Here is a 23609-nt window from a genome sequence, read left to right on the forward strand (position 1 = left end):
GTATTCTTTACGAATGAGGATTCAAATCTATATTAATTATTTTCTTGTCAAAATCCAATGAGATTATTTAATTTAAAAATATAAAGCCAATATATCCCTGTTCTATAATTAGAACAGGGATATATTGATATAGTTTAATTTTTAACATTACATACTTTATTTTGCTAAAAAATGCAATAAGTTTCCTTTCAAAATAAATTATAGTAAACTATTTTACTTGTACCGTATAATTCCCTGTTCCACCACCATACTTATATACACTTAAGTAATATTTCCCTGGCTTTGCATTATAATTTCCAAGCAATTTGTTTCCATCACGTTTCGTTGCATAAGCTACATAATTATTTAGATCTGATTCAGAATATAATACCCAGTTCAGTCCAAGATTTTGTTCGTTCGTAACAGAAATTTGTAAATCTTTTTGATCCTTTACATCAATAACAAATTTATCCCCCTGATCTTGATCGCTCAAGGTTCCTCTTAACAAAATATTCAAAGATAGTGGGTTTGCTGTTTCAAATGAATTATTTGGTTCTTTTTCTACAGCCGTACCTTCTTCCGTATTCACTCCGCTAAACACAACATCATATTCATATTGCCCAGCATTATTTACACGGTAATTTACAAAATAAGCAGTCAATGTTTTATATCCAGTCCACTCTTTTCCTGAAAGACGTTTCAACATATCATTTGTTGCTTCATTCATCACTTTCCAGTCCTCAACTTCTCCTTTAGCCGCACTTCCTGTATATGTCCCCTGTAGTGTAAATGTATTAAAGAATTGTGATTTATTCTTTGTTACTTTCACATCTTTTAATTTCGCTTCATTCGTAATATCTGAAGTAATGTCCGAAAGCGATTTTGGATCATGCTGAGTTAAATACTCATCTGATACTTGTGGAATTGTATACTTATCGCGATTATCAATAAGCATTTGCATATAAGATTGATATTCTTCATTTAACTTATTATCTTTGCTTAATGTAGCACGGTATGCATCGTAACTTGAAACATCATTTGCGCGAATCAAATCATGCACTTTATCGAACATTTCAGGGCGCTTATTATACATATATGATTGCAGCGCAAACGAATAATTATAAAAATCCCACGTTCCATATTTCGCATTTAATGTTTGTGATGCTGTATAACGTTTTGTAGGATCATTAGATAACCCACCAATTATACTTTTTCGCGGTACTACACTATCTAATCGCGTTGCACCTGCAAAGAACTCTGCGTTTCCTTCTTCAAACCATGTTAAACGTTCATTTTGATACATTTCTCCTTGTCCCCATAATCCCTGAACTTCGTACCTTCCCTGTAAGTAGTGCGTAAATTCATGGCGGAATAATTCTTCCAAACTATAAATACTTTGCTCTGGTGTACGTTCATATGTAAAGAAAGTCCCTGTCCCTTCAATATAAATCCCACCATTATTCGTTTCATATCCGTACAGTTGACGATTAAATTGATACTCATCTGGGCTATTATAAATAACCATCGTTAACACATCATCAGCATGTCCACTTTCAAGTGGTTTATCGCTACCAACTGTACGATAAAATTGAGAACGCACTTCTTTTGCCGCCCAGTATAGACGTTTAATTTTCTCTTCGCTAACTTTATCCCCAGCTTTAAAGACAATTGCTCCATCATCAAACGTATACGTTTTCGGTAAATATTTCTTTTTACCCTCTTCTCGAATTTGATCTAAATTTACAGTTTTTCCGTTCGCATCTATTCCTCCATAATTTGTAGTAATTTGTTCTGCCGCAACAAAGTATTGCTCTCCTAAATATGGATAAATTCGCATTGCATCTGTAACAACTTGTTGTCCTTTTGTCGGCGTGCTATGAAGCTTGCCCAATCGTCCAGCATAGTAAATTCCATTATTAATTAACCATCCGTTTTTATTTGTTACTGTACCAAGTAGTGCAAAACGATTTACTTCATTAATAAAGTTATCAATATTTCGAAACCACATCGTATCTTTTGGCTCTTTTCCAGTCGTGTACATATCCGTCTGAATATCAAAGTCAATTCCCTTCATCAACTCATATATAGCGTCTCCTTTTGTTCGGTCTTCAATGAAAGTTGCAAGATTATCATTATATTGTTTAAAAATTTCACCTGCATATAAAACCGTTTCAACATCTGCTGATGCATTTCCAATTAATTTTCCATATGATGCAATTACTTTATTTTGTTCTGATGTACCAAGTTTGAAATTTGGATTTTTTGCAATTGTTTTTAAAGCTGGTAAACATTTATCATGGTAGCTACGCTCATTTAGTTTGCTTAATTCATCATGGTAAAAACCTAAATAAAATGCTGCACGTAGAGCTTCTACTAATGTTTCAATCCCTTTTGAATCATCTTTCGTATAAGCTTGTCCTTGTTCTGCTAGTTTATTAATAATTGCTTGCATTCGACTATCATCTTGATAGAATTTAAGACTATCACTATTAAACTGAAATAATTCTGGAATTTGATACCATTTAATTGTCACAAGAAGATCAGTTAATTGTTTATTATTTAATTGATTTAACTCAGCCATTGAATACTTTTTTTCTTCAGCTAACGGTTTAATATTATCGTTTGGTGCTAGTGGACGCTGCGATAAATCCGCTAATTTTAACCGTTTTGTAAAAGATGCATTTTCTTGTACTTTTGAAGGGTGCGCCAATTCATCAACAGATTTCTGTATTCCTACCGGCTCCATTTGTAATACGTTCTTCACATTTTTCTCTTTTGTCTCTGCTTGAATTTGCAAACCATTACATGTTATTGTCACTAGTCCAACACCAAGAATCCACTTAGAAATTTTCGAATATTTAACCATACCATTGCCCCCTAATAATTTAAAAGAAAATTCAGAATTTTTAAACCGAAAACCTACTTATTTGTATGTATTTACAGTTCCGCTATAAATACAACTATGATTAATAATGCAATAGTAGCTTGTTTTATACTATTACGAGTACAGATTCCTTACATACAATCTCCCTTCCTTACATTTAATACAAGCAAAAACTGTGCCAATCATATTTCTTATGCATGGCCAATATTCTTTTATAAATACTGTAGAATAAAATATACATAGGTGGTTCGGCAATGTATAAATCATTTGACACAAAATCTAATGTTTATGAAGAACAAATTCATTGAATGTTATAAGTTCATTAGCCAGTACATAATTTCCAACTAAAAACATCCCCAATTTTTAAATCTCTCAAAAAAAGGTAAACAAACATATTCCATAAAGCTAATATGTTCGTTTACCTTTTTCTATTTCAAATCAACAGCAAAATATCATTGAATAAAAACAGCATGAATAAGTATTTTGTTATTCATTTCTCTTTTTCATATAATCTTTTTCACATTGCAAAGGCTTGAATTTCACTTTTTTCCCTTTCTTCTTTTTCGTTTTTATAACGAGCCATTCCCCTTTTTCAACGTCTAGTTTTAGGCGTTTCATTACATTGATATTATCTTTTTCTTTATAAAGTAAAAATGCTTCTTGCGCCCTCACAAATAAGCTGGGCTGTTCGCTAAATCCACCACTATCATAAATTTTAGTTAGCGAATTATAATAAGAATCATTTTCCTTTCCACCATACATCAAATGGGCAGCCTCCAGATCTCTTTTACTTACTTCCCAAAAACTATGTTCATCAATATTTAAATTAAATGTGGATTTAATGTCCTGTATTATATTCTTCACATACTTTTCATCTCGAACTTTTCTTTCTTCGAGACAATCCGAAGATAACCTTGGTGCATCTGATTGGGAATGTACAACGTGTTGTATCGATACACACAGAATAAATATGCTTAAAATGTAAAATATTTTTTTCATATTTACATATCACCTCAAATGATTTAGATACTATATCATTTGAGGCTTACAATATTCTTATACTAATAATGTAAAAGGCCCTATAATTTAGACTATTATAGGGCCTTTCCTTTTAATATTGCTTTATTAAATTCACCGGCGAAGCCAGTACCTTACTACTTTTCACATCATATAATCCTATAGGTGTTACTCGTATAAAAGGCAAGTGCGTCGCAGAAAAGAATAAAATTGTAAATGCTGGATCATCATACGCGTAGCCACGCTCTTGTAGTAATTTCACCATCTGTTTCTCTTCCTGTATTAATTCACTCATTTTTAAATTAGACATAATCCCGAGCAATGGTAATGCTATTTCGTGTAACATTTCATTGTTTTCTGCTACGACCATTCCACCACCGAGCTCTTTTACTCTACGAAAAGCTGTAAGCATATCTTCTTTACTTTTTCCAATGAGAATCATATCACCTGTGCCGGAATAAGAACTAGCAAGACCACCTAATTCTTTCGCAAAACCTTTTACAACTGTATTTACTCGCCAAGTACCATCACGAGCAATCATCATGAGGAAGCATTCATCATGATCTGTGGATAATTCATCACAGTCTATATTGATTTCACTAGTATATGGTTTTGTAATAACGTTATTTAATAAGTGTATCCCCGTTTTATTAGAGAAAATCATATCCTCTTTTTCTATTGACCAATCTAATGATAATGGAGTTACTTTATATTTACTCCAGTCTATATGTAATGCTTCATGCGTATTTACACCGTCACGCTTCACCCATTTCCCCTTTGCAAGGACACTAATTGGTACTGGGTTTTCTTTACTTTCTAAAATATTGATATTAGCAATTCTACCTGTCGCAATCGAACCATGTACATGTTCCATATTATAATAGCGAGCAATATTATAACTTGCCATATGGTATGCATCTATTACTGGCACTCCTTGTTTTATCGCGGTAGAAATCATTACGTTTGTCATTCCATTTTCATAAAACGAAGGATGTGAGCCGTCTGTAGTAAGTATAAATCTATCAAACTGTTTCACGCCTAATTCCAACAATTCTTTTAATAAAACTTCTAAATCCGGTCTAATGGAAGAATTTCTAAGAGAAACGGTGTAACCTTGTATAAGACGAGTGAAAGCTTCCTGCCCTGTCATCGCTTCATGATCACAATCTGTACCTAACAGTTTTAACTTCGCTAAAGTCGTTTCAGATGCACCCGGAAAATGGCCTTCTACTTTCTTCTGCAATCGCTTCGTTTCCTGCACCCAAGTTAACATTTCATCATCACCATGTAATAATTTTGGCCATGCTGTTAACTCCCCACCCTGAAGAACAGCTTCTTGTTTCAGCCATTCTATTATTTCTTTACTATTAAACAAAGATTCCCCGTTTTGCAATTCAGTCTGTCCATCAAAACGGCACCACCAATACATAGTAGCTGGAATCTTTTTAAATTCCTCTACTAAACGAAATGATTCTTCACGTTTTAATGTGAAAAATAGAGTTAAATTATCATTAATAAAAGTCGTTGTCCCAAATTGCATCGCATGATTTGCTAGCGTCTCTGGGTTATACAACTGATATGGATGTGCATGCGGTTCTATGTAACTGGGAACGACATACTTTCCATCACAATCAATGACTTCACATTTATATAGTTGCTCTGGCAACTTTTCTCCTACATATATAATACGGTCATCATAAATCCAAATATTTGCTTGCATCCATTCACGTATATAGGAATTTAAGTATGTTGCATTCTTTAATAATTTGTGTGGACTTCGTGTACCGTCTATTATTTCAACATGTTCTCGTAATTGCTTGTTACTCCATCTAAACTGATTTTCTCCCAATGAATTTCACTCCACATCAATTTACTTTTATTTATTAAAATAAAAACAATTAACTAACTAAAGTATTCTCCATTCATAACTCCCCTGTATAACCCCTCTACCCTTCATTATATGGAACAATTGCAAAAATAACAATTTTCAAAATTCAAAACATACTTCTTTGATTCTCAATAAAAAAGGATGTCGTGTAACTGACATCCTTTTTTATTGTTGAATTACTCTTGATGTTCTACTATGAATGTTAATACTGTCCTTTAAAGCAGGATTCCATTCACATTCTTTCCATCTATTTCTGAAATTCAACTTGCATCATTTTATCAAACTGTGTAAGAATATCAACCGGACCTAAAGAATTAACATTGACAGCAAATGTATGCTTGCCTCCCATTACTCCGCCTGCAAAAGTCATAAACCCAGGAATTGATCCTCCGTGACCCCATACTGAGACACCATTTGGAAGTTTAGTCTCATAGATTCCAAGACCATATCCATCACCAACCCCTTTTCCTTCTACAGGAACTGTAGTAAGCATTTCTTTTAGCTCGCGTTCCTTCAATAACTTACCACCGAGTAAAGATGAAAAGAACTTATTTAAATCGTCTGCATCTGAAATCATATCTCCCGCTGAATTAGCTAAACTCGGATTATAATACGTCATGTCTTTCAATTCACTTGTTTCGTCAATTTTCATATACCCTCGAGCATGATTCTTACCTGGAATAACGGGTGAATTCCCTGGTAAAAACGTATTTGATAGATCCAAAGGTTCAATAATGCGCTTTTCGATTTCTTCTGCGTAACTATTACCCGTTATTTTTTCAATAAGCATTCCTAGTATTACGTATCCTGTGTTTGAATACGACCAACCTTTACCTGGCGAAAAATCTGGGGGTAGAGCAAGTCCTATCTTTACTATTTCTTCTGCTGTATACGTTTTTTTCGAATTCATAATATCAGCGTCTTTTGACTTTAAATAATTAGCTATACCACTCGTATGATTCAAAAGTTGACGTATCGTAATTTGATTGCCATCATAACCATTTCCTTGAATGAGGCCGGGCAGCCACTTTTCAATCGAATCGTCAAGCTGCACACGATTTTCTCCTACTAATTGAAGAACAGTCGTAGCAGTAAAAGTCTTCGTCACACTTCCAATCCGAAAACGATAATCCGATTTCATTGGTTTCTTACTATTTAAATCCGCCAAACCAGCATTATAACTACTAATTTTACCGTTATTATACGTCTTAGCTAATACCCCTGGCGCTCCAATTTGGATTGTTTCCTGCATGACTTGTTTCCAACCATTCCGATTCTTTTGGTCATGTGCTTCTGATGAATTAGAAATATTTTGAATAGACTCTGCTTTCACAGTAAAACCGGGTGTGAATAAAGTAGTACCCGCTAATAAAACTGCCAAACTCGCTAACTTAATGGAATAACATTTTTTCATAAGGCTTTCTCTCCTCTATTCATATCGTATTGATTCAAGCTATACTTTCATCCTAAATGATAAAACTCTCTTTTTTCTTATCCATTCCTTACGAAATACTTACTTTCAAAATTAGACGCCCAGATGAGAAAAAGTAATGTATGAAAATAAAAAAAGAACGTGTTTTCAATTTTTGAAAACTCGTTCTTTTACATATTTAAAACCCTATATCAACTTTTTAGTTCATTTACTTTTACCATCCTGCACTAGCGTTCATGCCATTCCCGATAATAGTAAGTATTAATGGCCACAGCACTGGTGCTAACGTAAGAAATAGATTAAGCAGTATAAGTATTCTATATCTCCCAGGAATATTATAATTTTTACGATTAACAAATAATACAAAAACTAATAATATTATGGTCGTTACAAATAAAAGTAACACTAACAACCAATACCAAACCATTAAACTGAGACTCCATGGCTGTAATAGCTCGTGTACAATACCAAAGGTGATTCCCAATACTGCAAAACTAAAGGTAGTAACTGTTGCTTTGATAAACAATTTACTCCATTTTTTATCGTATGTATACTTACAATATAAATCTATTAACGTGTATAAAGATAAAAAGGCCATGAATACACCTACCCAAGACAATAACCAGTCTCCGCCTCCTCTAACTAACATAAACAGAAACCAACACATCCCTGCTGCAGAAAAAATAAAGGAAAGGAGTATGTTTTTCAATACAGGTTTCATTCTATTTTCACACCCTTATAAAAATTTAAAAATAAATTATAATTTTTTATTTACATGCTACCCGTAATCAATTCATCTCTTTTTCATTCTATACTGATGAAGCGAAGATAAACTCATAAAAAATGTAACGAGCAATACTCTACTAAGGCAACTTTTTTCCATTGGTAGAGATATAAAAAAGTAAGTATACATTACCATGTAATTAAATATAAGTAAATGAAATTAATTTACAGTTAATTTCATTTACTTATATTAATGTCACGCTTTCCCGTCTCGCTCTATCCATCGTACAGTCTTCTCTACATCTAACTCCGTATACGTCTTTTCTCCATAACGGACAGACTCATATATCGGAATAATATCTCGCGTTCTACAAATTCTACTTAACCATTGTTGCATCGTTTCATATGACCTTCTCTGTTCGTGAAATGGTAAAGTTCTTTCCCATTCCACTAACGTTTGCCTTATCTTATCTTTAGGTAACGGCTGTTCAAACTGATGCTTCACTTTCTTGTTCTTTTCGGTTCTATCCGTATTTTCTTTTGTTATCGATTGTTTATCCTGTTCTATTTCTGAATTCATTACCTTTTTCCTCATTAATTTATAAAAAGCATATAGAATGACCACTGCAATAATTACATAAAAAACGACACTAATCCATGAATTTGAAAGAACAGAAAACACATCAGTCCATGAATTTTTTCGTACAAAAAGTGGAATTTTCCTATCTATTTTTGTTCTTGTATCTACAACTCCTGTTTCTTCATCTATAATTCTTTCAGGTTCATCAAACTGTTCGTCTAAACTAGTAAAATCATAATTTCTTTCCGATATTGTCTCCGTCTTACTAGAAAAAAGCCCTTTTACTATGTCTTGTACATGCACAACACCTTGTGATAACGTTATCGCACTAACCGTAAAGAAAAGTATCATGAAAACTCTAATACTCCAGATCTTCACCTTCATATGTCGCTCTTTATTAGCCATAACATAAACCCCTTCTTATTCTTTAATTACGACCCATTTATTCGTTCTACTGTATTTCTTTGGGGAAGTACCAAGAATTAAAGGAACTGCATCCAATTCTTTTCGCCGAAAGCCTGCTGTGTAAAAATAAGTAGACGATACAGGAGTATCTTGGTCCGATATTGAGGCAAGTACTTTTAATACATTTTGCAAATGTTTTCGGTTATGACCGTTCTTTATATGTAGCAAACCGTTATCTTTTACGCTATTGATCCATACTTCAAATGAACAGTTTTGCATAAGCAGTTGTTTACATATGCCTGCCGTTAATTCAATGAGTTCCTCTGTATCATTTCGCAAAGAAATACCGCTTTTATTTTGCAAGTTGAGATATATCGCATATTTATCTGATTGTGTTCGCTCGTACTTTTTCGCGGTTATCGTCCCTGTTTTCGCTGTTGCACTCCAGTGGATAGAACGAAAATCTTCATTTTCATACGACTTCACTCCCATTACTTTCGTTTCATCATATAAGGGGGATGACATCGCTTTTCGAAACCCTCGTGACCATTCTTGCAATTCAGGAACTTGGATTTTCGGAACAGCTGGTAAAACTAAATAAGACGGCGTTTCAACTTGTTTATACGTTATATGGTTCGTTATGAATCCAAAGGGATCCGTAATGACAATTTCAACTTCTTCCCATTTCGCAATTCCTCTTTTTACAGCTACAGCTTGCAAATCAAATGAAACTGATTCTCTTCCTTTTATATTAAAATTTATATAATAATTTGAACCTGTACTATGATTTTTGTTTATTTCATCATGATTCCAAGTTAACTTATTTTCACATTTAAATCGAAATACGATATTGAAAATAGGGAATAACGACTTGTTTGAAATTTTCATTTTGCACACATTCGCTTCACCTATAAAAACGTTTGAATTCCCTTGACTGTATTCCCATTCAACACGAGATACTTTACGTATGTATACATGCATCGCACCTATTAAAATTACATACAAAAATACGAGAGATAAAAACAATAGATTACTTGAAAATACACATAAAATAACGGCTACACCTGACATAACTCCCATTACTAAAGGCTCCGCTAAAGGTGTATACACAAGTTGTTGATTCATTGTACATTCTCCACTGGCACATTAATCGTATGAAGAATTTCTTTCATGATTTGTTCTCTCGTTGTTTTCATCTCCCCCTCAATCGTTAACGTTAAACGATGAGCGCAAACAGATGCTGCGAGCGTCTTAATATCATCTGGCGTACAATAATCTCTTTCATTTAATATTGCCCTTGCTTGAATCGCTCTCATAAATGCCAACGTCCCCCGCGGGCTTACTCCAATTTCAATTAACTCATGTTTACGCGTTGCCTCAATAATCTCAAGTAGATAATCTTGCACATCATTCCCTACTAACACTTCTCTTGCTCGTTTTTGCACTGTAATAATTTCTTCAGTTGAAATAATTGAATGTAACGTTTCTAACGGATCATTCATTTGAAAACGATTCATCATCTCCTTTTCTGCTTCTCTCGTAGGATAGCCTTGACGTATAGTTAGTAAAAAACGGTCTAGTTGTGCATCAGGTAAAGGAAATGTACCGGCCGATTCAAGAGGATTTTGCGTTGCAATAACTAAAAAAGGTTCTGGTAATGAATGTGTCTGTTTCGCAATCGTAACAGTACGTTCTTCCATCACTTCCAATAACGAAGATTGCGTTCTTGGTACAGCTCGATTAATTTCATCCACTACTACTATATTTGCAAAAATAGGACCTAACCTCGTTTTAAATTCCGATTCCTTCACATCAAAATATTCGAGACCAATAACATCTCCAGGCAAAGTATCCGCTGTGAATTGAATTCTTTGAAATTTAGCATCTATACTTTTAGCCAAACTTTTCGCTAATGTTGTTTTCCCCGTCCCAGGTACATCCTCCAATAAAATATGCCCTCTTGCTATAAGTGCTATAGCTGCAAGTTCAATCGCTTCATCTTTTCCTATAATAACCTTCGAAATATTGTCCGTAATTTTCTTTAATGTACTCATGTATATATCTCCTAACTTTATTTATTCTGAAAATTAAGAATTATTCATTTCCAAATTATAACACATCACAGTAGAAGTAAATATATTCCTATCAAAATAAAAAAAGATACCCATAGCAAACGCTAAGGATATCCTTTTCACCATATTATTTTACTAACGCTCCATTATAAGCTTTTATATCAAGAGGAGCAGTTAAAAACGATTTTACTTTGCTAACGAAAGATGTGAAGTGTTCACTCTTATTATGACTTGCAACTGCTGCTTCATCTTTCCATACTTCTACCATCGTATACACATTTTCTTTTTCCGTATCTTTATAAAGATCATAAGATACATTTCCACTTTCTTCTCTTGAACTATGAATTAGCGGACGAATTTCTTCTAAAAATGATTGTTGTTTTGCTGGATCTACTTGAAATATTGCGTGAATTATAATCATGATGTTTCCCCTCTCATATCTCACTTATTTCTGTATTTATAAAATTACTTCCATTCAGCAACTTTTTCAACTGGAAGGCGTACTGATTGGTAACCACTGTCAGCAGCTTTTCCGATTGAAATTAACATAACTGGTACGTGACGTTCTTTATCTAATCCGAATGCTTCTGCGATTTGGTCTTTTTCAAATCCACCAATTGGACAAGTATCATAACCGTGAGCACGAGCCGCTAACATAAATTGCATTGCTACAAGACCACCGTCAATTAGTACTGTATCTTTCATAACTTCTGGTGTAACCATTGAGAAGTAAGCTGAAAGTTTTTTCATTTGATCTTCTTTTACTTCTGCTGGCATTAAACCGCGCTCTACAGCTGTACCGTAAATTTCTTCCGCGTTATCAAAGTTGTTTAAATCACCAAATACAGCAATCATTGCTGAAGATGTTTCTACTTGAGATTGATTGAATTTCGCAAGTGGTGCAAGTGTCGCTTTCGCTTCGTCACTTTCAATCACTAAAAATCTCCATGGTTGCATGTTTACAGAAGATGGTGCAAGTGTTGCTTCTGTAAGAATTTCTGTCATTTCTTCTTTACTAATTTTCACTGAAGAATCGTATTTACGAATTGAACGGCGTCCTGTTAAAATTTCGTTAAAATTATTTGTTTTTACTGAGTTAGTCATAGTTGAATTCTCCCTTTTTATAGTTCTTTTATATTTTCTTGAATGTGATTTAACATAGTTAAAAGATTATCGCGCTGTTCTTCACTTAACCCTTTAAATGCTGAAGCTGCAAAACGTTCTTTTTCCTCTTGAAACGCCTGAATTTTATTTCGTCCCTCTTCAGTAAGAGAAACTAACGTAATTCTATTATCATCTGGATTTTTACGTCTTGTAATCATTTCATTTGCCTCAAGCTGCTTTAAATGCCTCGTTATCGCAGCATTATCAATATTCACTTCTTGTTGAAGTGCTTTTTGACTAATTTCACCTACTTCATATAACTGAAGTATAAGCTCTAATCGGGACTGGCTCATACCCGTACAACCTTCAAACTTCGAACTTACTTCTTTATTTAGAAAGTGTAATTTATATAAAATAATCGCTTCTTTTGAGCATGAACTTGTCAAACTATCCCTCCTTTATACACAAAATAAAAACGTTTGATATATCAATAGTTGATATGTCAATTAATATAATCTATATCTATTTAGAATGCAAGCATTTTGTTTTCATTTATATTTTTCCAAATTAAGGCGCTTTATCGCGTTACAAATAATGTTAATTGCACTATAATAGTACTAATTTAAATGACTGGAGAGTGATTGTAATGCGGCAATACACAAATAGAAATGAGGAATTAAAAATGGAAAATGAAATGAGGATATTCACATATGACAACAATAAATATAGGGATTGTCGCGCACGTAGACGCTGGCAAGACGAGTTTGACTGAGCGTATTCTTTATGAAACAAATGTGATTAAAGAAATTGGCCGAGTAGATAGTGGTAATACGCAAACTGACTCAATGGAATTAGAAAGACAACGCGGAATTACGATTAAAGCATCTGTCGTCTCTTTCTGTATCAATGACATAAAAGTAAATGTCATTGATACACCTGGACACGCTGATTTTATCGCTGAAGTGGAGCGATCATTTCGTGTTCTAGACGGTGCAATTTTAGTTATTTCTGCTGCTGAAGGTGTGCAAGCGCAAACAAAAATTTTAATGCGAACATTACAGAAACTAAACATACCGACTATTTTATTCGTTAATAAAATTGATCGTAGCGGTGCAAATACTGAAAAAGTTATGAAACAAATAAAAGAGGTTCTTTCAAATGAAGCATTCCCTTTCTACTCTGTAGAAAACGAAGGAACGAAAGAAGCCCGAATCATTGAATACAAATCATATGAAAATTGTATGGAACTGTTAGCACCATATAATGAATCATTACTTGAGTCATATGTAAATAATGAAATCGTACCGGGCGCACTATTAAGAGAGGAACTCATTAAACAGATAGCGCAAGCAAATGTGTTCCCTATCTTTTTCGGTTCAGCCATGACAGGTACAGGTGTAACTGAACTGCTCGAAAATATTTCAGACTTAATTCCCGCTAATAAGTCGGCAGAAAATGAAGTATTATCCGGTGTTGTTTTTAAAATTGAACGTGAACCTTCTGGGGAAAAGATTGCATATGTAAGAGTTTTTTCTGGTCGTTTACACGTTAGAAAATATGTTCATATACTGCGTGATGATGCTCTAGCTCATAAAGAAAAGATTAAGAAAATATGTATGTTTCATAACGGAAATGCAGTTCAAGCTTCAATCGTTCCTAGCGGAGAATTTTGCAAAGTGTGGGGACTTAGTGATATTAAAATTGGTGATATTATCGGTGAACGGACTGATTATATAAAAGATATTCACTTTGCCGAACCACAAATGGAAGCTGCTATTGAAGCATTACCAAAAGAACGTATTCATGATCTATACGCTGCACTTATGGAGCTATGTGAAGAAGATCCGCTTATTAAAGTGTGGAAAGATGATATTCATAATGAACTATATATTCGCCTTTTCGGTGAAGTTCAAAAAGAAGTAATTGAAACAACTCTTTATGAGAAATATAATTTGCAAGTTACTTTCTCAAATACGCGTGTCGTATGTATTGAAAAACCCATTGGCATAGGGAAAAGTGTTGAAGTAATGGGCGAAAAAGCGAATCCATTTTACGCAACAATTGGTTTTAAAATCGAACGTGATGAACTTAATTCTGGCGTAACATATAAGTTAGGTGTTGAACTGGGATCACTTCCATTAGCATTTCATAAAGCAATTGAAGATACTGTATTTCAAACGTTAAAACAAGGTTTATACGGATGGGAAGTTACAGATATTATCGTCACGTTAACACATACTGGTTATGCTAGTCCTGTTACAACAGCAAGTGACTTTAGAAATTTGACACCGATCGTATTAATGGATGCTTTAAAGCAAGCTGAAACATATGTATATGAACCAGTAAATGAGTTTGAATTAACTGTACCGGAGCATGCAATTAGTACCGCAATGTATAAACTCGCTGCCGTTCCAGCAACTTTTGCAGAGCCTATATTCAATTACAATTCTTATCAGTTAACAGGATCATTACCTGTTGCGAAAACAGAGAGTTTCAAACGAATACTACATTCATTTACAGAAGGAGAAGGCATATTTACAACGAAGCCAGCTGGTTTCACAAAGCTTATGGCTCCCTTCCCTACTCGAAAACGTGTTGATTATAATCCGCTGAATCGTAAGGATTATTTACTTCATGTTTTGAGGGCTTATTAAGTAAAAAAGAGGTGCAAATTGCACCTCTTTTTGCATGTATTGATAGGTTAGTTTGTCCTAATAACTTCTTTAAGTTTTTCTATTATATTTGCTATCGCCTCAATTGAATTCTCTGTTTCATATTCCCCAACATTTACAGAATGATTTGCATTTTTAACAACATCGATCGTTAGATTCGTTTTATTCAACTGATCAATTTGATCTGCATTATATTGGTGATCTTTATCTCCAATTACTAATATCCCTTCATGATGACTATGTAAAATCGCCTCAAAAATAGAATCAAAAGTTAGTAAAGGTGTAAGTAGTATCATTTTTGACTGCGCGAATTCTTCTCTCTTCATTAAATCATTTGCAATCGGAATTGTTCCAAGTGACTTCCCTAAAAACATAGTATCGTTATATTGCTTACCCTTTAATACTTCCTTCATTATAGGATTAATATCATCCATCATTACTTTCGTTATTTCTTCCATTGATTTATTCATTACTTGTTCGTCATAAGAATAATGAATATGTACTACATCTATTTTATGTTCAAGCATTAACATCGTTGCGTAATAAAATAACGGCTTATCATAATTGTATCCTGAACCTGAAAACATAAAGCAAACCGTACTAGAACCTTTTTCGATATGTGTGTAACGAATTAGTTTGTCATTTATATGTACCTCTTTTTTAGTTCCCTTCACCATTTTCCCCTCCGAATACATTTACTTTTGTAATACGATATGTTCTGTGTGAACTGATACATCCTTTACTTTCTCTTTTATAAATGCAGGCTGTAAGTTATATGTATGCAGTTCTTCTACTGGCACCCATCTAAACAAATACGTTCTACCCTCTTCTTCCAAAATATATTGATCCGCTCCACTCGCAGGTAACTCATGTAGCTCTACTTCATAATAAAAACTAATTTCATGAAACTTTCGCTCAGAAAGTGTAAAGAAATTTTCTACTGACCATATTAACCTTTTCCTTTTAATAGGAACACCTATCTCTTCCGCAAGCTCTCGTTTTAATGCATCTTCACTATTCTCTAGCATTTTTACTCTACCGCCGGGTACATACCAAAAATCTTCACCGTCACCTTGCAGAATGAGTATTTTATTATCATGTTTACAAATTGCTCCAACGCGGTAATTAAAACATGTTTCCTCAACTTTAAACGTAAGATCCATCCGTAATGCCCCCTCATATAAATATCGAATTATTACAAAAATATTATGTAATTACTGTACAAATAAGGTTACTAAATTTATTCACTTCATTCAATGATTTTTGAATTTTCTAAACTATTATTTTTCATCATTACAAGTGTATATACATATGTTACAATCATATTGCACACTAGAAAACATTATGGGGGTACGGATGGAAACGTTATTAATCCAGCAAACTGAGAAATCAAATAAGTTTTGGAAAATCGTTGTGAAAGAAAAAGACTATGTTGTGTTTTACGGAAAAATTGGCACAGCTGGCAGTGTGAAAGCTAAAGAGTTTGAAACAGAAGAAGAATGTATGAAAGAAGCTAATAAACTAGTTGCTTCCAAACGTAAAAAAGGATATACAGACCCGTTGCCTGGGGAAGATTACATAAAAGAAAAAACGATAACCGAAGAAGAATTTTGGGAACTACTTCATCGTGCAAAAACGAAAGGTGAGGACCAAGAAGAACAAATAGAATGGCTTACTTCTCACCTTGCTAAACGTACAGTACATGAAATTGTAGCTTTTGATACGCATATGCATCGCCTTTTGAAAGACTCCTATACCTCCCGTTTATGGACAGCAGCCTATATTATTATGGGTGGCTGTTCAGATGATACTTTCGATTACTTCCGCGGATGGTTATTATATCAAGGAAAAGAGACATACGAAGCTTGTATTGAAGATCCAGAACGATTAATTCCTGTATTAGAAAACTTGAGTGAGTATGACGTCCCAGAGATTGAAGAACTTACTCTATATTTCGGGCAAGAAGTTTACATGGAGAAGACTGGGGATGAAGATGATACTTACTTTACACTATACCATGTCTTAACAAATGAAGAGTTTGAGGAAGTTGATATCGAGTTAGATTGGGATGAAGACGATGAGGAAGGTTTAAAAAAGATGTTTCCTACACTATGGGAGATGTACGGGGAAGAACCGATTGAGTGGTAGATTCATATTAGGACTCTGTTTAACCAATAAACAGAGTCCTTTTTTCACAAGATTCTTATTTAAACTCTCTTTATTCCATACCACTTATCCAATAACATCTTTTCTCTTTCCCTTGAAATCCCTGCTTTTAATTCCCATTCGTCCACACTCTTCATCCACTCATACACATCTGTAACTGTATGTTCTAACCTTCTAAAAGTAAGTCCTTCTTTAACAGCACTTTCAATACTAATTGAAAATCCACCTTTCCACGGCTTCGTTTCACCTTCTAATGAAAAAGTTTCTGGAAGCCATAAAGGCATCTCTGTCCAAGGCTGCACTTTATGTTCATTCATAAACGATTCCTCTATCCAAACGAATTCAGCATCACTATCCGTAACTTTTTTACACGTATTTAATAGCTCTTCCATCGTCAAATCATAATTCGGACCTGTTACATTGAATGTACCTGCATTTTTGTTTTCTGCCATGTTTAGTCCCCAGTTTGCGACGTCTTTTATATCAACTATCTGTACTGGATGGTCTTTTCTTCCTGGAACTAACACTTTACTTCCTTTTGCTACACGCCCGATCCAGTATGGAAGTCGATCTGTATAATCGAACATTCCTGAAAGAAGTCCTGCTCTTACGTGTAAAACACGCCCCGGCCAATACTTCTCTGCTTCTTTTTCGCATAATACTTTCAGCGCACCATAATGCTCATAAGGAGATATTTCACCATTTTCTACAGCCTTTATTTGCTCTTCCGTCGGTTCAGGTTGTAATATATAGTCTTCTTTTATGTCATGCGGAATCCAATCTTTATATACGGAAAGGCTTGAGATGAATATATAATGTTTTAAATTATCTTTTAAGACATCTCCAATATTCCGAATGTGATGCGGAGAAAACCCACACGTATCTACGATAACATCCCATTTTCGATTTTCTAAACTTGATACATCACCATTTCTGTCACCGATTAAATGTTCCACTTCTGGAAAAATTTCATTGTTTGTTCCACGATTGAATATTGTAACTTCATGCCCTCTTTTCAACGCCTCTTCTACGAAAGCTCTTCCTAAAAATCGTGTACCGCCTAGTATTAGAATTTTCATGGTTCTCCCCCATTCGTGATAAAAAATCTATTCTTTTGTTTAACGATTTTTTGTTGTGAAAAGTTACGGGGATAATTAAATTTTTTCTACAAGTTCAATATATGCAATTTCGACACTTTTTCTATCTTAAAAACAATAATATGGAAATATTCATTCTGTCGATTTCCATTTCATATATAATTAAAATATCGGATATTCGATTAACCACTTATACATACTTAGGCAGGTGAAAAATATTAATAAACACATAGTTTATCATTCAACATTATGTATTTATTTTCTTACATCACTTGTATATGTCATCTTGCTGAACATAGAAAATGGTCGTAATTATTTGGGGTTTACGATGGTTGTTCCGTTTTTAGCTGTTATTTTATATCAAAAATTATATAAGAAGCAAAAAATAGTTCACACATTTGGAATTACACGTCCAAAAATAAAAACACTAATCTTCTCCATATTATTCCCACTACTTCTAGGACTATGTCTCCATTTTTATTTTTATATTTATGATATTAAGTTCTTATATAATCATTGGAATGAATTAGGATTTCTCTTACTCGTTGGTCTTACAGTTGGATTTTTATCTGCATTATTAGAAGAGATTATATGGCGCGGAAATTTTCATTACTATTTACGAAAAAAATATTCATTCATGCAAACAGCTATTATTACAGCTTCGTTTTGGTCTTTATGGCATTTACCAGTAGCAATCTTTTATAAAAATTATGAGTTTTGGTTTGTAGGAATATTAAGTTATCTCGCTTTATTATTTATATTATCTATAATTTTGACATACGCGAGAGAATACGGTGGTTCTGTAATATCACCCGCAATTTTACATGGTATGTTTAATGTATTTTATTTAACAGATGTAGTGCAAAACAAGTGGGATGCCAGCCTAATAGAATTAATTAAATTTATCTTACTAGCAATTGTGCTCGGCATAATGTATCTTATACATCACAAAGTTAAAGAATAATTAAAACTAAAGAAAAAAGGTGTTTCCACTTTTAGTTGAAAGTACCTTTAATTGCTCATAAAGTACTTCAACACCTTGCAATTATTCAATAATCGTATAGGTGTTGAAGTTTTATAATCTTAGTTGAACAATTTTGTTCTCACAACACTTATTTATATTATGGAAAACAAAACAAGTATAACTAGACCTTTTATTCTTATTTTCATAATATAAACATATTAATCTTTTAAATAAGGAAGTATACACTCTTTAATTAACTTCCATCTATCCCCTGCATTCGGTATACTTTCAGACGCAATCGCCACCACCAATTCCCTCTCCGTAATACAGCAAATCATATTCCCACCATCACCCATTGCACAATACGAATAGACACCCTCTTCTTCTCGTAACCACCATAAGTAACCATATTGATTTGAATTCATCGCTATTGATTCTTTTATCCATGATTTTGATAGTATTTGTTTTCCATTATGAATACCTTCATTCAAATACAGCTGTCCAAACTTAGCCATATCTCTAACCGTTAACGTTAGTCCCCAGCCACCCGTCGAAATACCGTTTGGATCGTGAACCCATCCCTTTACAGCTTTTCCGAATAAGTCATCAAATCCAAATGCTTTCATATTGTAGTTTGGAATTTCGCTCATGCCGAGTGGTTGAAATAAGTATTCATTCGCAAACTCACGGGCACTTTTTCCTGTTACACTCGTAATAATCGCTGATAGTACATGTGCTCCTGCAGATGAATATTTAAAAGATCCAATTTCTCCGCCTTGTCCTATCCTATTTAACGTATACTGTACCCAATCTCGTTGCATACATAGTTCTTCTAACGGCTCCTGCCAGTCTACGAAAGGATGTGGAGCTGTCATTGTCAACAGATGTCGTACTGTTATTTCAGATGAATTAACGTTATATTCCGAGAAAAATTCTATTACTTTTTGATCAACGCTTTTTATATAGCCCTTATCTATACATATCCCAATTAGGGCAGAGATTACCGTTTTTGTAACTGACGCTATATGAAATGCATCATTTGGACCATGACCGTTATAATAGTTTTCAAAAATATAATCCCCTTTTTGCACTACTAACATCCCATTCATATTTTCATATTCTTCTTTTATAATCAGATTTAACTTTTCAGCATTTTTCATCATTCATTCCCCTTTAACCTATAATTAAAAAGGTTCGATAGGTACATATATATCAACTATATGTTTCTTTTCCGGGTGCCGTCTTGGATCATTTTTATACATTTCAAAAGGATATGAATCTCTCGGTTTATATCCGCTATTTTGCAGCCACTCACCGTATATAAAGTCCCATGCCCCTTTATATTCATCTTGGAATATTTCAAAATGTCCTACTGCATACTTTCCAGAAGGTATTATCATTATTCCTATGTCGTTCGTTTCTACTGCGGACGCATCCGGAATTGTTATACATAAACTTGTTCTTAAATGATAGTCCTCAGTAAATTCATGATGATCGTGGTAAATGGTTAATACTTTCGTATCATCAAATACATGATAGTTTTGTTTAGCTGCGTAATGAAATACTTTCTCTATCATTTTCGGAAAAGCTATCGTTAACTCTCCATATGTACCGATATGTCTTATGTATGCAACATTTATATCATCCGCTGTTACAATTTCAACATTTCCTCGAACCTGCTTACATTCATTGTATTGAGGAATTCCCCTTACGTCTTTGCAATTCTTGCTATTGTCATTTCGATATTGAGACGGACTTACACCGTAATAATTTTTAAATGTTCGGGAGAAAACTGCTGAATCTGTGAAACCAAAATGGTAAGCGATATCCGTAATCGTCATATCCAATCGATATGTAAGAAGATTTGTTGCCCTTTCTAACTTCAATCGATTTACATATCGTGATAACGGCTCGTCTACTATTCCTTTAAAAATTCTATGAAAATGAAACTTCGAAAATCCTGCTATATCCGCTAGCTTTTCAATGGATAGTGAACTGTCTATGTTTGATTCTATATAATCTTGAACCTTATGTATGCGTCTTAAATACTCATTTCTACTTTGTTTACTCTCCATATTTCTAGCTCCTCACAACAAAAAGGCTAACTTTGTGCTAGCCTACTTTTACACATTTTTCAAAAATAATACTCTACTACCACCATTCCCATCATAATTTGTATGTACCGATACACCCTCTATTTCATCATCCCCAGCCTCAATTCGAAAGCCAATCTCCCTATGAAACTGTATTGATTTTTTATTTACTGGTGACGTGATTGCTTTTACAACTTTACGGTTATTTGCACGAGCGATATCAAAGAAATAAGAATACAATGTCGATGCAATTCCTCTTCTTCTATACTTCGGATTCACACCGATAAAATGAACGTATGCTTCATCTTTATATGTTTGTGAAAAAAAACCGCATAAGAAACCTAACGTTTCTCCCTCTTCTTCAATAATAAAACTCGTTTCTTGAAAGTGAATGAAGAACAATTTTGGCAACATGGTAGCCATGTCTCTCCCGCCCCACCAATCATTTAAAACAGAATGAATCTTTACATAATCTTCCCCTTGGATGTTTCTTACTCGCATATGTTTCTCCCTCTCACTCACTTCATTTTTTCATAAATTTTAATGACTGTTTCTACTAATAGGATAAATACCCATATCCCGCAAAATACGAGAACTGACTGAAATATAGAACCTAGCATAACAATACTTATTAAACCTAATTCTGATCCTGAAATGGACATTTCATCAAACCCCAGATTATGTATAAATGGACCAGTTGAAAAAGCCATTAAAATAGATCCTATTAAATAAATCACACTCATTATTTTTAATATTTTTATAGAAAGATACGAAGTTTGTTTTTCTTCCACTTGTGATAATTCGATTTCTCCACTCGCAATTCCTTTTTGCAAACAGTCCTCACATAGAAATTCTTCCTTAATTTTTTTACCACCGTGCAATGTACCTGTAATTTCTTTACAGCGCGAACACTTTCGATTTATCATTTTGTTATCACTCCAATCTCGTAAGATTATACTTATACAATTCTATTTTTACCTTATTATTCCTTTTGTGTATTTTATAGAGAGGTGACGTGTTTTATGATATCTAAACTTATTTTTGGTTATAAAAAGCCTACTGAGCATATGTATTACGGCCTAGTTGTTATGCAATTATTTTTAACTCAACTTCTTCAAACATTGCTATTATCCAAAAAGGAGACCGTTATTTTTTACCTGGTGGCGGTATGGAAGGTACCGAAACAAAAGATGAATGCTTACATCGTGAACTACTAGAGGAATTAGGATGGGTAATTGAAATTAATCAATATATCGGTAATGCAATGCGATATTTTTATGCGGAAAAAGAAGATACTTATTATTTAAACGATGGGTTCTTTTATATTGCGCACATGGTGCAGACACAAACTGAAAACTGTGAGGAAGATCATGTTTTGCGGTGGATGTCTCCTTTACTTGCTGTAGAGCTTCTCATTCATGATCATCAAAAATGGGCTGTTGAACAAGCGCTTTTATTACAAAAACCAAAAGGATCTCCTTCTATATGAAAGAGATCCTTTTTATTGTTAACTTACTTTTTTCAAATTGAGAGCTGGCTTTTGAATTCCACCCTTTTTTACAACATATAAACCGATAAAGATTATAAGTCCGCCAACGAGTTGCATCATGTTGATTTGCTCTCCGATAGTTACTGCCGCGAAGATAACTGCGAACAATGGTACAAGATACATATAAACCATTACTTTCGTTGAGCCTATTTTACTAATACCGACATACCACATTGCAAGTCCGAAGATTGTCGCGAAGACGATTGAATATGCTAGAGACCCCCAGCTTGGCATGTCTACTGGCCACGTTAATGTATTTACGTTGAATAAACAATATACAACGAGAGGTACAATTCCAATTAAAGTTGACCAAGATGTGACTCTCATTGCGGAATATTTTGTTATAAGAGGTTGCGCTAATATTGGGTACCATCCCCACGCAATCGCTGCGACTAATCCAATTATGTTTCCGAGCCACGCATATTCGTAAGTAGCTCCTCCTGTATGCCCTGTTAATAAAACGAATGCTGCACCAACAAAGGCCACTATTGAACCAATTTGTACTTTCATCGAAAAACGTTCTTGTTTGTGCAATACTGCTAATATCCCTGTAAAAATAGGTGACATTGCAATTAATAATGAGGCGTTTGTTGCTGAAGTATATTTCACAGATAGCATAAACATCGTTTGATACATTGTTGTACCAACGATACCGACTGCTACTAATCGTAACCAATCTTTTCTTTCAATACGTAATGAGCGTTCCATCATAAAAGTGATAAGTAATAATACCGGTGATGCTACTAAAAATCGTAAACTATTAAATTGAATGGATGACATAAATGCCACTCCATACTTTCCTATTGTATAATTTGCTCCCCATACTAATGCAACTGATACTAGGAGCCATTCCATTTGCCATCGTTTCATCCGAATCTCCCCTTCCCTATTTAGCATAGTAAAATTGGCTGGATATAACACCGTCCAATTGGCTGTTTTTTTACCCAGCCAATTTGCTATACTTGATGTATATAAGAGATACGG

At 34.0% G+C, this 23609-nt stretch carries 22 protein-coding genes and 1 pseudogene; 4 read left to right on the forward strand and 19 right to left on the reverse strand.

Annotation, left to right across the window (positions count from 1 at the left end):
• Nucleotides 1-208: 208 nt before the first annotated feature.
• The 11 genes from colA to ATL10_RS13015 form a co-directional block, all read right to left on the reverse strand.
• A complete protein-coding gene (gene colA, locus ATL10_RS12965) occupies nt 209-2845 on the reverse strand; it encodes a collagenase ColA (protein WP_000241872.1) in 2637 nt (878 codons plus the stop codon).
• Between the two features lie 504 nt (nt 2846-3349).
• Complete coding sequence (locus ATL10_RS12970) at nt 3350-3862, reverse strand: hypothetical protein (protein WP_000719367.1); 513 nt, start codon at nt 3860-3862, stop codon at nt 3350-3352.
• Nucleotides 3863-3974: 112 nt separating this feature from the next.
• Entirely contained in the window at nt 3975-5729 is a 1755-nt protein-coding gene (locus tag ATL10_RS12975; RefSeq protein WP_110496982.1) for an adenine deaminase C-terminal domain-containing protein, read from the reverse strand.
• Nucleotides 5730-6015: 286 nt separating this feature from the next.
• A complete protein-coding gene (locus tag ATL10_RS12980) occupies nt 6016-7182 on the reverse strand; it encodes a serine hydrolase domain-containing protein (protein WP_000710680.1) in 1167 nt (388 codons plus the stop codon).
• A 232-nt stretch (nt 7183-7414) separates the two neighbouring features.
• Nucleotides 7415-7921, reverse strand: coding sequence for a DUF3902 family protein (locus ATL10_RS12985; RefSeq protein ID WP_000805743.1), 507 nt, complete (start codon nt 7919-7921; stop codon nt 7415-7417).
• A gap of 258 nt (nt 7922-8179) precedes the next feature.
• Complete coding sequence (locus ATL10_RS12990) at nt 8180-8908, reverse strand: hypothetical protein (RefSeq protein ID WP_001284442.1); 729 nt, start codon at nt 8906-8908, stop codon at nt 8180-8182.
• A 15-nt stretch (nt 8909-8923) separates the two neighbouring features.
• Nucleotides 8924-10033, reverse strand: coding sequence for a DUF58 domain-containing protein (locus ATL10_RS12995; protein ID WP_001075956.1), 1110 nt, complete (start codon nt 10031-10033; stop codon nt 8924-8926).
• Nucleotides 10030-10962, reverse strand: a complete 933-nt coding sequence (locus ATL10_RS13000) for an AAA family ATPase (protein WP_000105647.1) — start codon at nt 10960-10962, stop codon at nt 10030-10032. The genes ATL10_RS12995 and ATL10_RS13000 overlap by 4 nt, the downstream gene beginning before the upstream one ends.
• Before the next feature lie 145 nt (nt 10963-11107).
• Entirely contained in the window at nt 11108-11401 is a 294-nt protein-coding gene (locus ATL10_RS13005; RefSeq protein WP_000583827.1) for a putative quinol monooxygenase, read from the reverse strand.
• 44 nt (nt 11402-11445) lie between these two features.
• Nucleotides 11446-12084, reverse strand: coding sequence for a nitroreductase family protein (locus ATL10_RS13010; protein WP_061660012.1), 639 nt, complete (start codon nt 12082-12084; stop codon nt 11446-11448).
• 17 nt (nt 12085-12101) lie between these two features.
• Nucleotides 12102-12530, reverse strand: coding sequence for a MarR family winged helix-turn-helix transcriptional regulator (locus ATL10_RS13015; RefSeq protein ID WP_000204169.1), 429 nt, complete (start codon nt 12528-12530; stop codon nt 12102-12104).
• A 264-nt stretch (nt 12531-12794) separates the two neighbouring features.
• Between ATL10_RS13015 and ATL10_RS13025 the strand changes: the two genes are divergently transcribed.
• Nucleotides 12795-14738: an elongation factor G gene (locus tag ATL10_RS13025; RefSeq protein WP_098509130.1), complete on the forward strand. Its 1944-nt coding sequence runs from the start codon at nt 12795-12797 to the stop codon at nt 14736-14738.
• Between the two features lie 47 nt (nt 14739-14785).
• On the opposite strand, the gene ATL10_RS13030 is transcribed toward ATL10_RS13025, so the two are convergent.
• Both ATL10_RS13030 and ATL10_RS13035 read right to left on the reverse strand, forming a co-directional pair.
• Nucleotides 14786-15451: an alpha/beta hydrolase gene (locus tag ATL10_RS13030; RefSeq protein ID WP_181419324.1), complete on the reverse strand. Its 666-nt coding sequence runs from the start codon at nt 15449-15451 to the stop codon at nt 14786-14788.
• Nucleotides 15452-15919, reverse strand: a complete 468-nt coding sequence (locus tag ATL10_RS13035) for an NUDIX hydrolase (RefSeq protein WP_000366230.1) — start codon at nt 15917-15919, stop codon at nt 15452-15454. It lies immediately after the preceding gene.
• Nucleotides 15920-16112: 193 nt separating this feature from the next.
• Between ATL10_RS13035 and ATL10_RS13040 the strand changes: the two genes are divergently transcribed.
• Nucleotides 16113-16904 carry a DUF4240 domain-containing protein gene (locus ATL10_RS13040; RefSeq protein ID WP_075720336.1) on the forward strand — a complete coding sequence of 264 codons (792 nt, stop codon included), beginning with the start codon at nt 16113-16115 and terminating at the stop codon, nt 16902-16904.
• 59 nt (nt 16905-16963) lie between these two features.
• On the opposite strand, the gene ATL10_RS13045 is transcribed toward ATL10_RS13040, so the two are convergent.
• Nucleotides 16964-18001, reverse strand: a complete 1038-nt coding sequence (locus tag ATL10_RS13045; RefSeq protein ID WP_110496984.1) for an SDR family oxidoreductase — start codon at nt 17999-18001, stop codon at nt 16964-16966.
• A gap of 226 nt (nt 18002-18227) precedes the next feature.
• Here ATL10_RS13045 and ATL10_RS13050 point away from each other — a divergent pair, with 226 nt between their 5' ends.
• Nucleotides 18228-18983 (forward strand): CPBP family intramembrane glutamic endopeptidase, encoded by a 756-nt coding sequence (locus ATL10_RS13050; protein WP_080451038.1) that lies wholly within the window; start codon nt 18228-18230, stop codon nt 18981-18983.
• A 218-nt stretch (nt 18984-19201) separates the two neighbouring features.
• On the opposite strand, the gene ATL10_RS13055 is transcribed toward ATL10_RS13050, so the two are convergent.
• The 4 genes from ATL10_RS13055 to ATL10_RS13070 are packed head-to-tail and all read right to left on the reverse strand — an operon-like array spanning nt 19202 to nt 22002.
• Nucleotides 19202-20143: a serine hydrolase domain-containing protein gene (locus ATL10_RS13055; RefSeq protein WP_075717779.1), complete on the reverse strand. Its 942-nt coding sequence runs from the start codon at nt 20141-20143 to the stop codon at nt 19202-19204.
• Between the two features lie 24 nt (nt 20144-20167).
• Entirely contained in the window at nt 20168-21058 is an 891-nt protein-coding gene (locus ATL10_RS13060) for an AraC family transcriptional regulator (RefSeq protein WP_075717777.1), read from the reverse strand.
• Between the two features lie 48 nt (nt 21059-21106).
• Entirely contained in the window at nt 21107-21577 is a 471-nt protein-coding gene (locus tag ATL10_RS13065) for a GNAT family N-acetyltransferase (RefSeq protein WP_075717775.1), read from the reverse strand.
• A 17-nt stretch (nt 21578-21594) separates the two neighbouring features.
• Complete coding sequence (locus ATL10_RS13070) at nt 21595-22002, reverse strand: DUF3980 domain-containing protein (protein ID WP_000610492.1); 408 nt, start codon at nt 22000-22002, stop codon at nt 21595-21597.
• A 96-nt stretch (nt 22003-22098) separates the two neighbouring features.
• Here ATL10_RS13070 and ATL10_RS13075 point away from each other — a divergent pair.
• Nucleotides 22099-22565 (forward strand): annotated as a pseudogene (locus tag ATL10_RS13075) (NUDIX hydrolase).
• Between the two features lie 18 nt (nt 22566-22583).
• Here the strand turns inward: ATL10_RS13075 and ATL10_RS13080 are convergent.
• Nucleotides 22584-23495 (reverse strand): DMT family transporter, encoded by a 912-nt coding sequence (locus tag ATL10_RS13080; RefSeq protein ID WP_053564117.1) that lies wholly within the window; start codon nt 23493-23495, stop codon nt 22584-22586.
• Nucleotides 23496-23609 lie beyond the last annotated feature (114 nt).

The sequence above is a fragment of the Bacillus sp. 196mf genome, from assembly GCF_003217275.1.
Lineage (GTDB): Bacteria > Bacillota > Bacilli > Bacillales > Bacillaceae_G > Bacillus_A > Bacillus_A thuringiensis_S.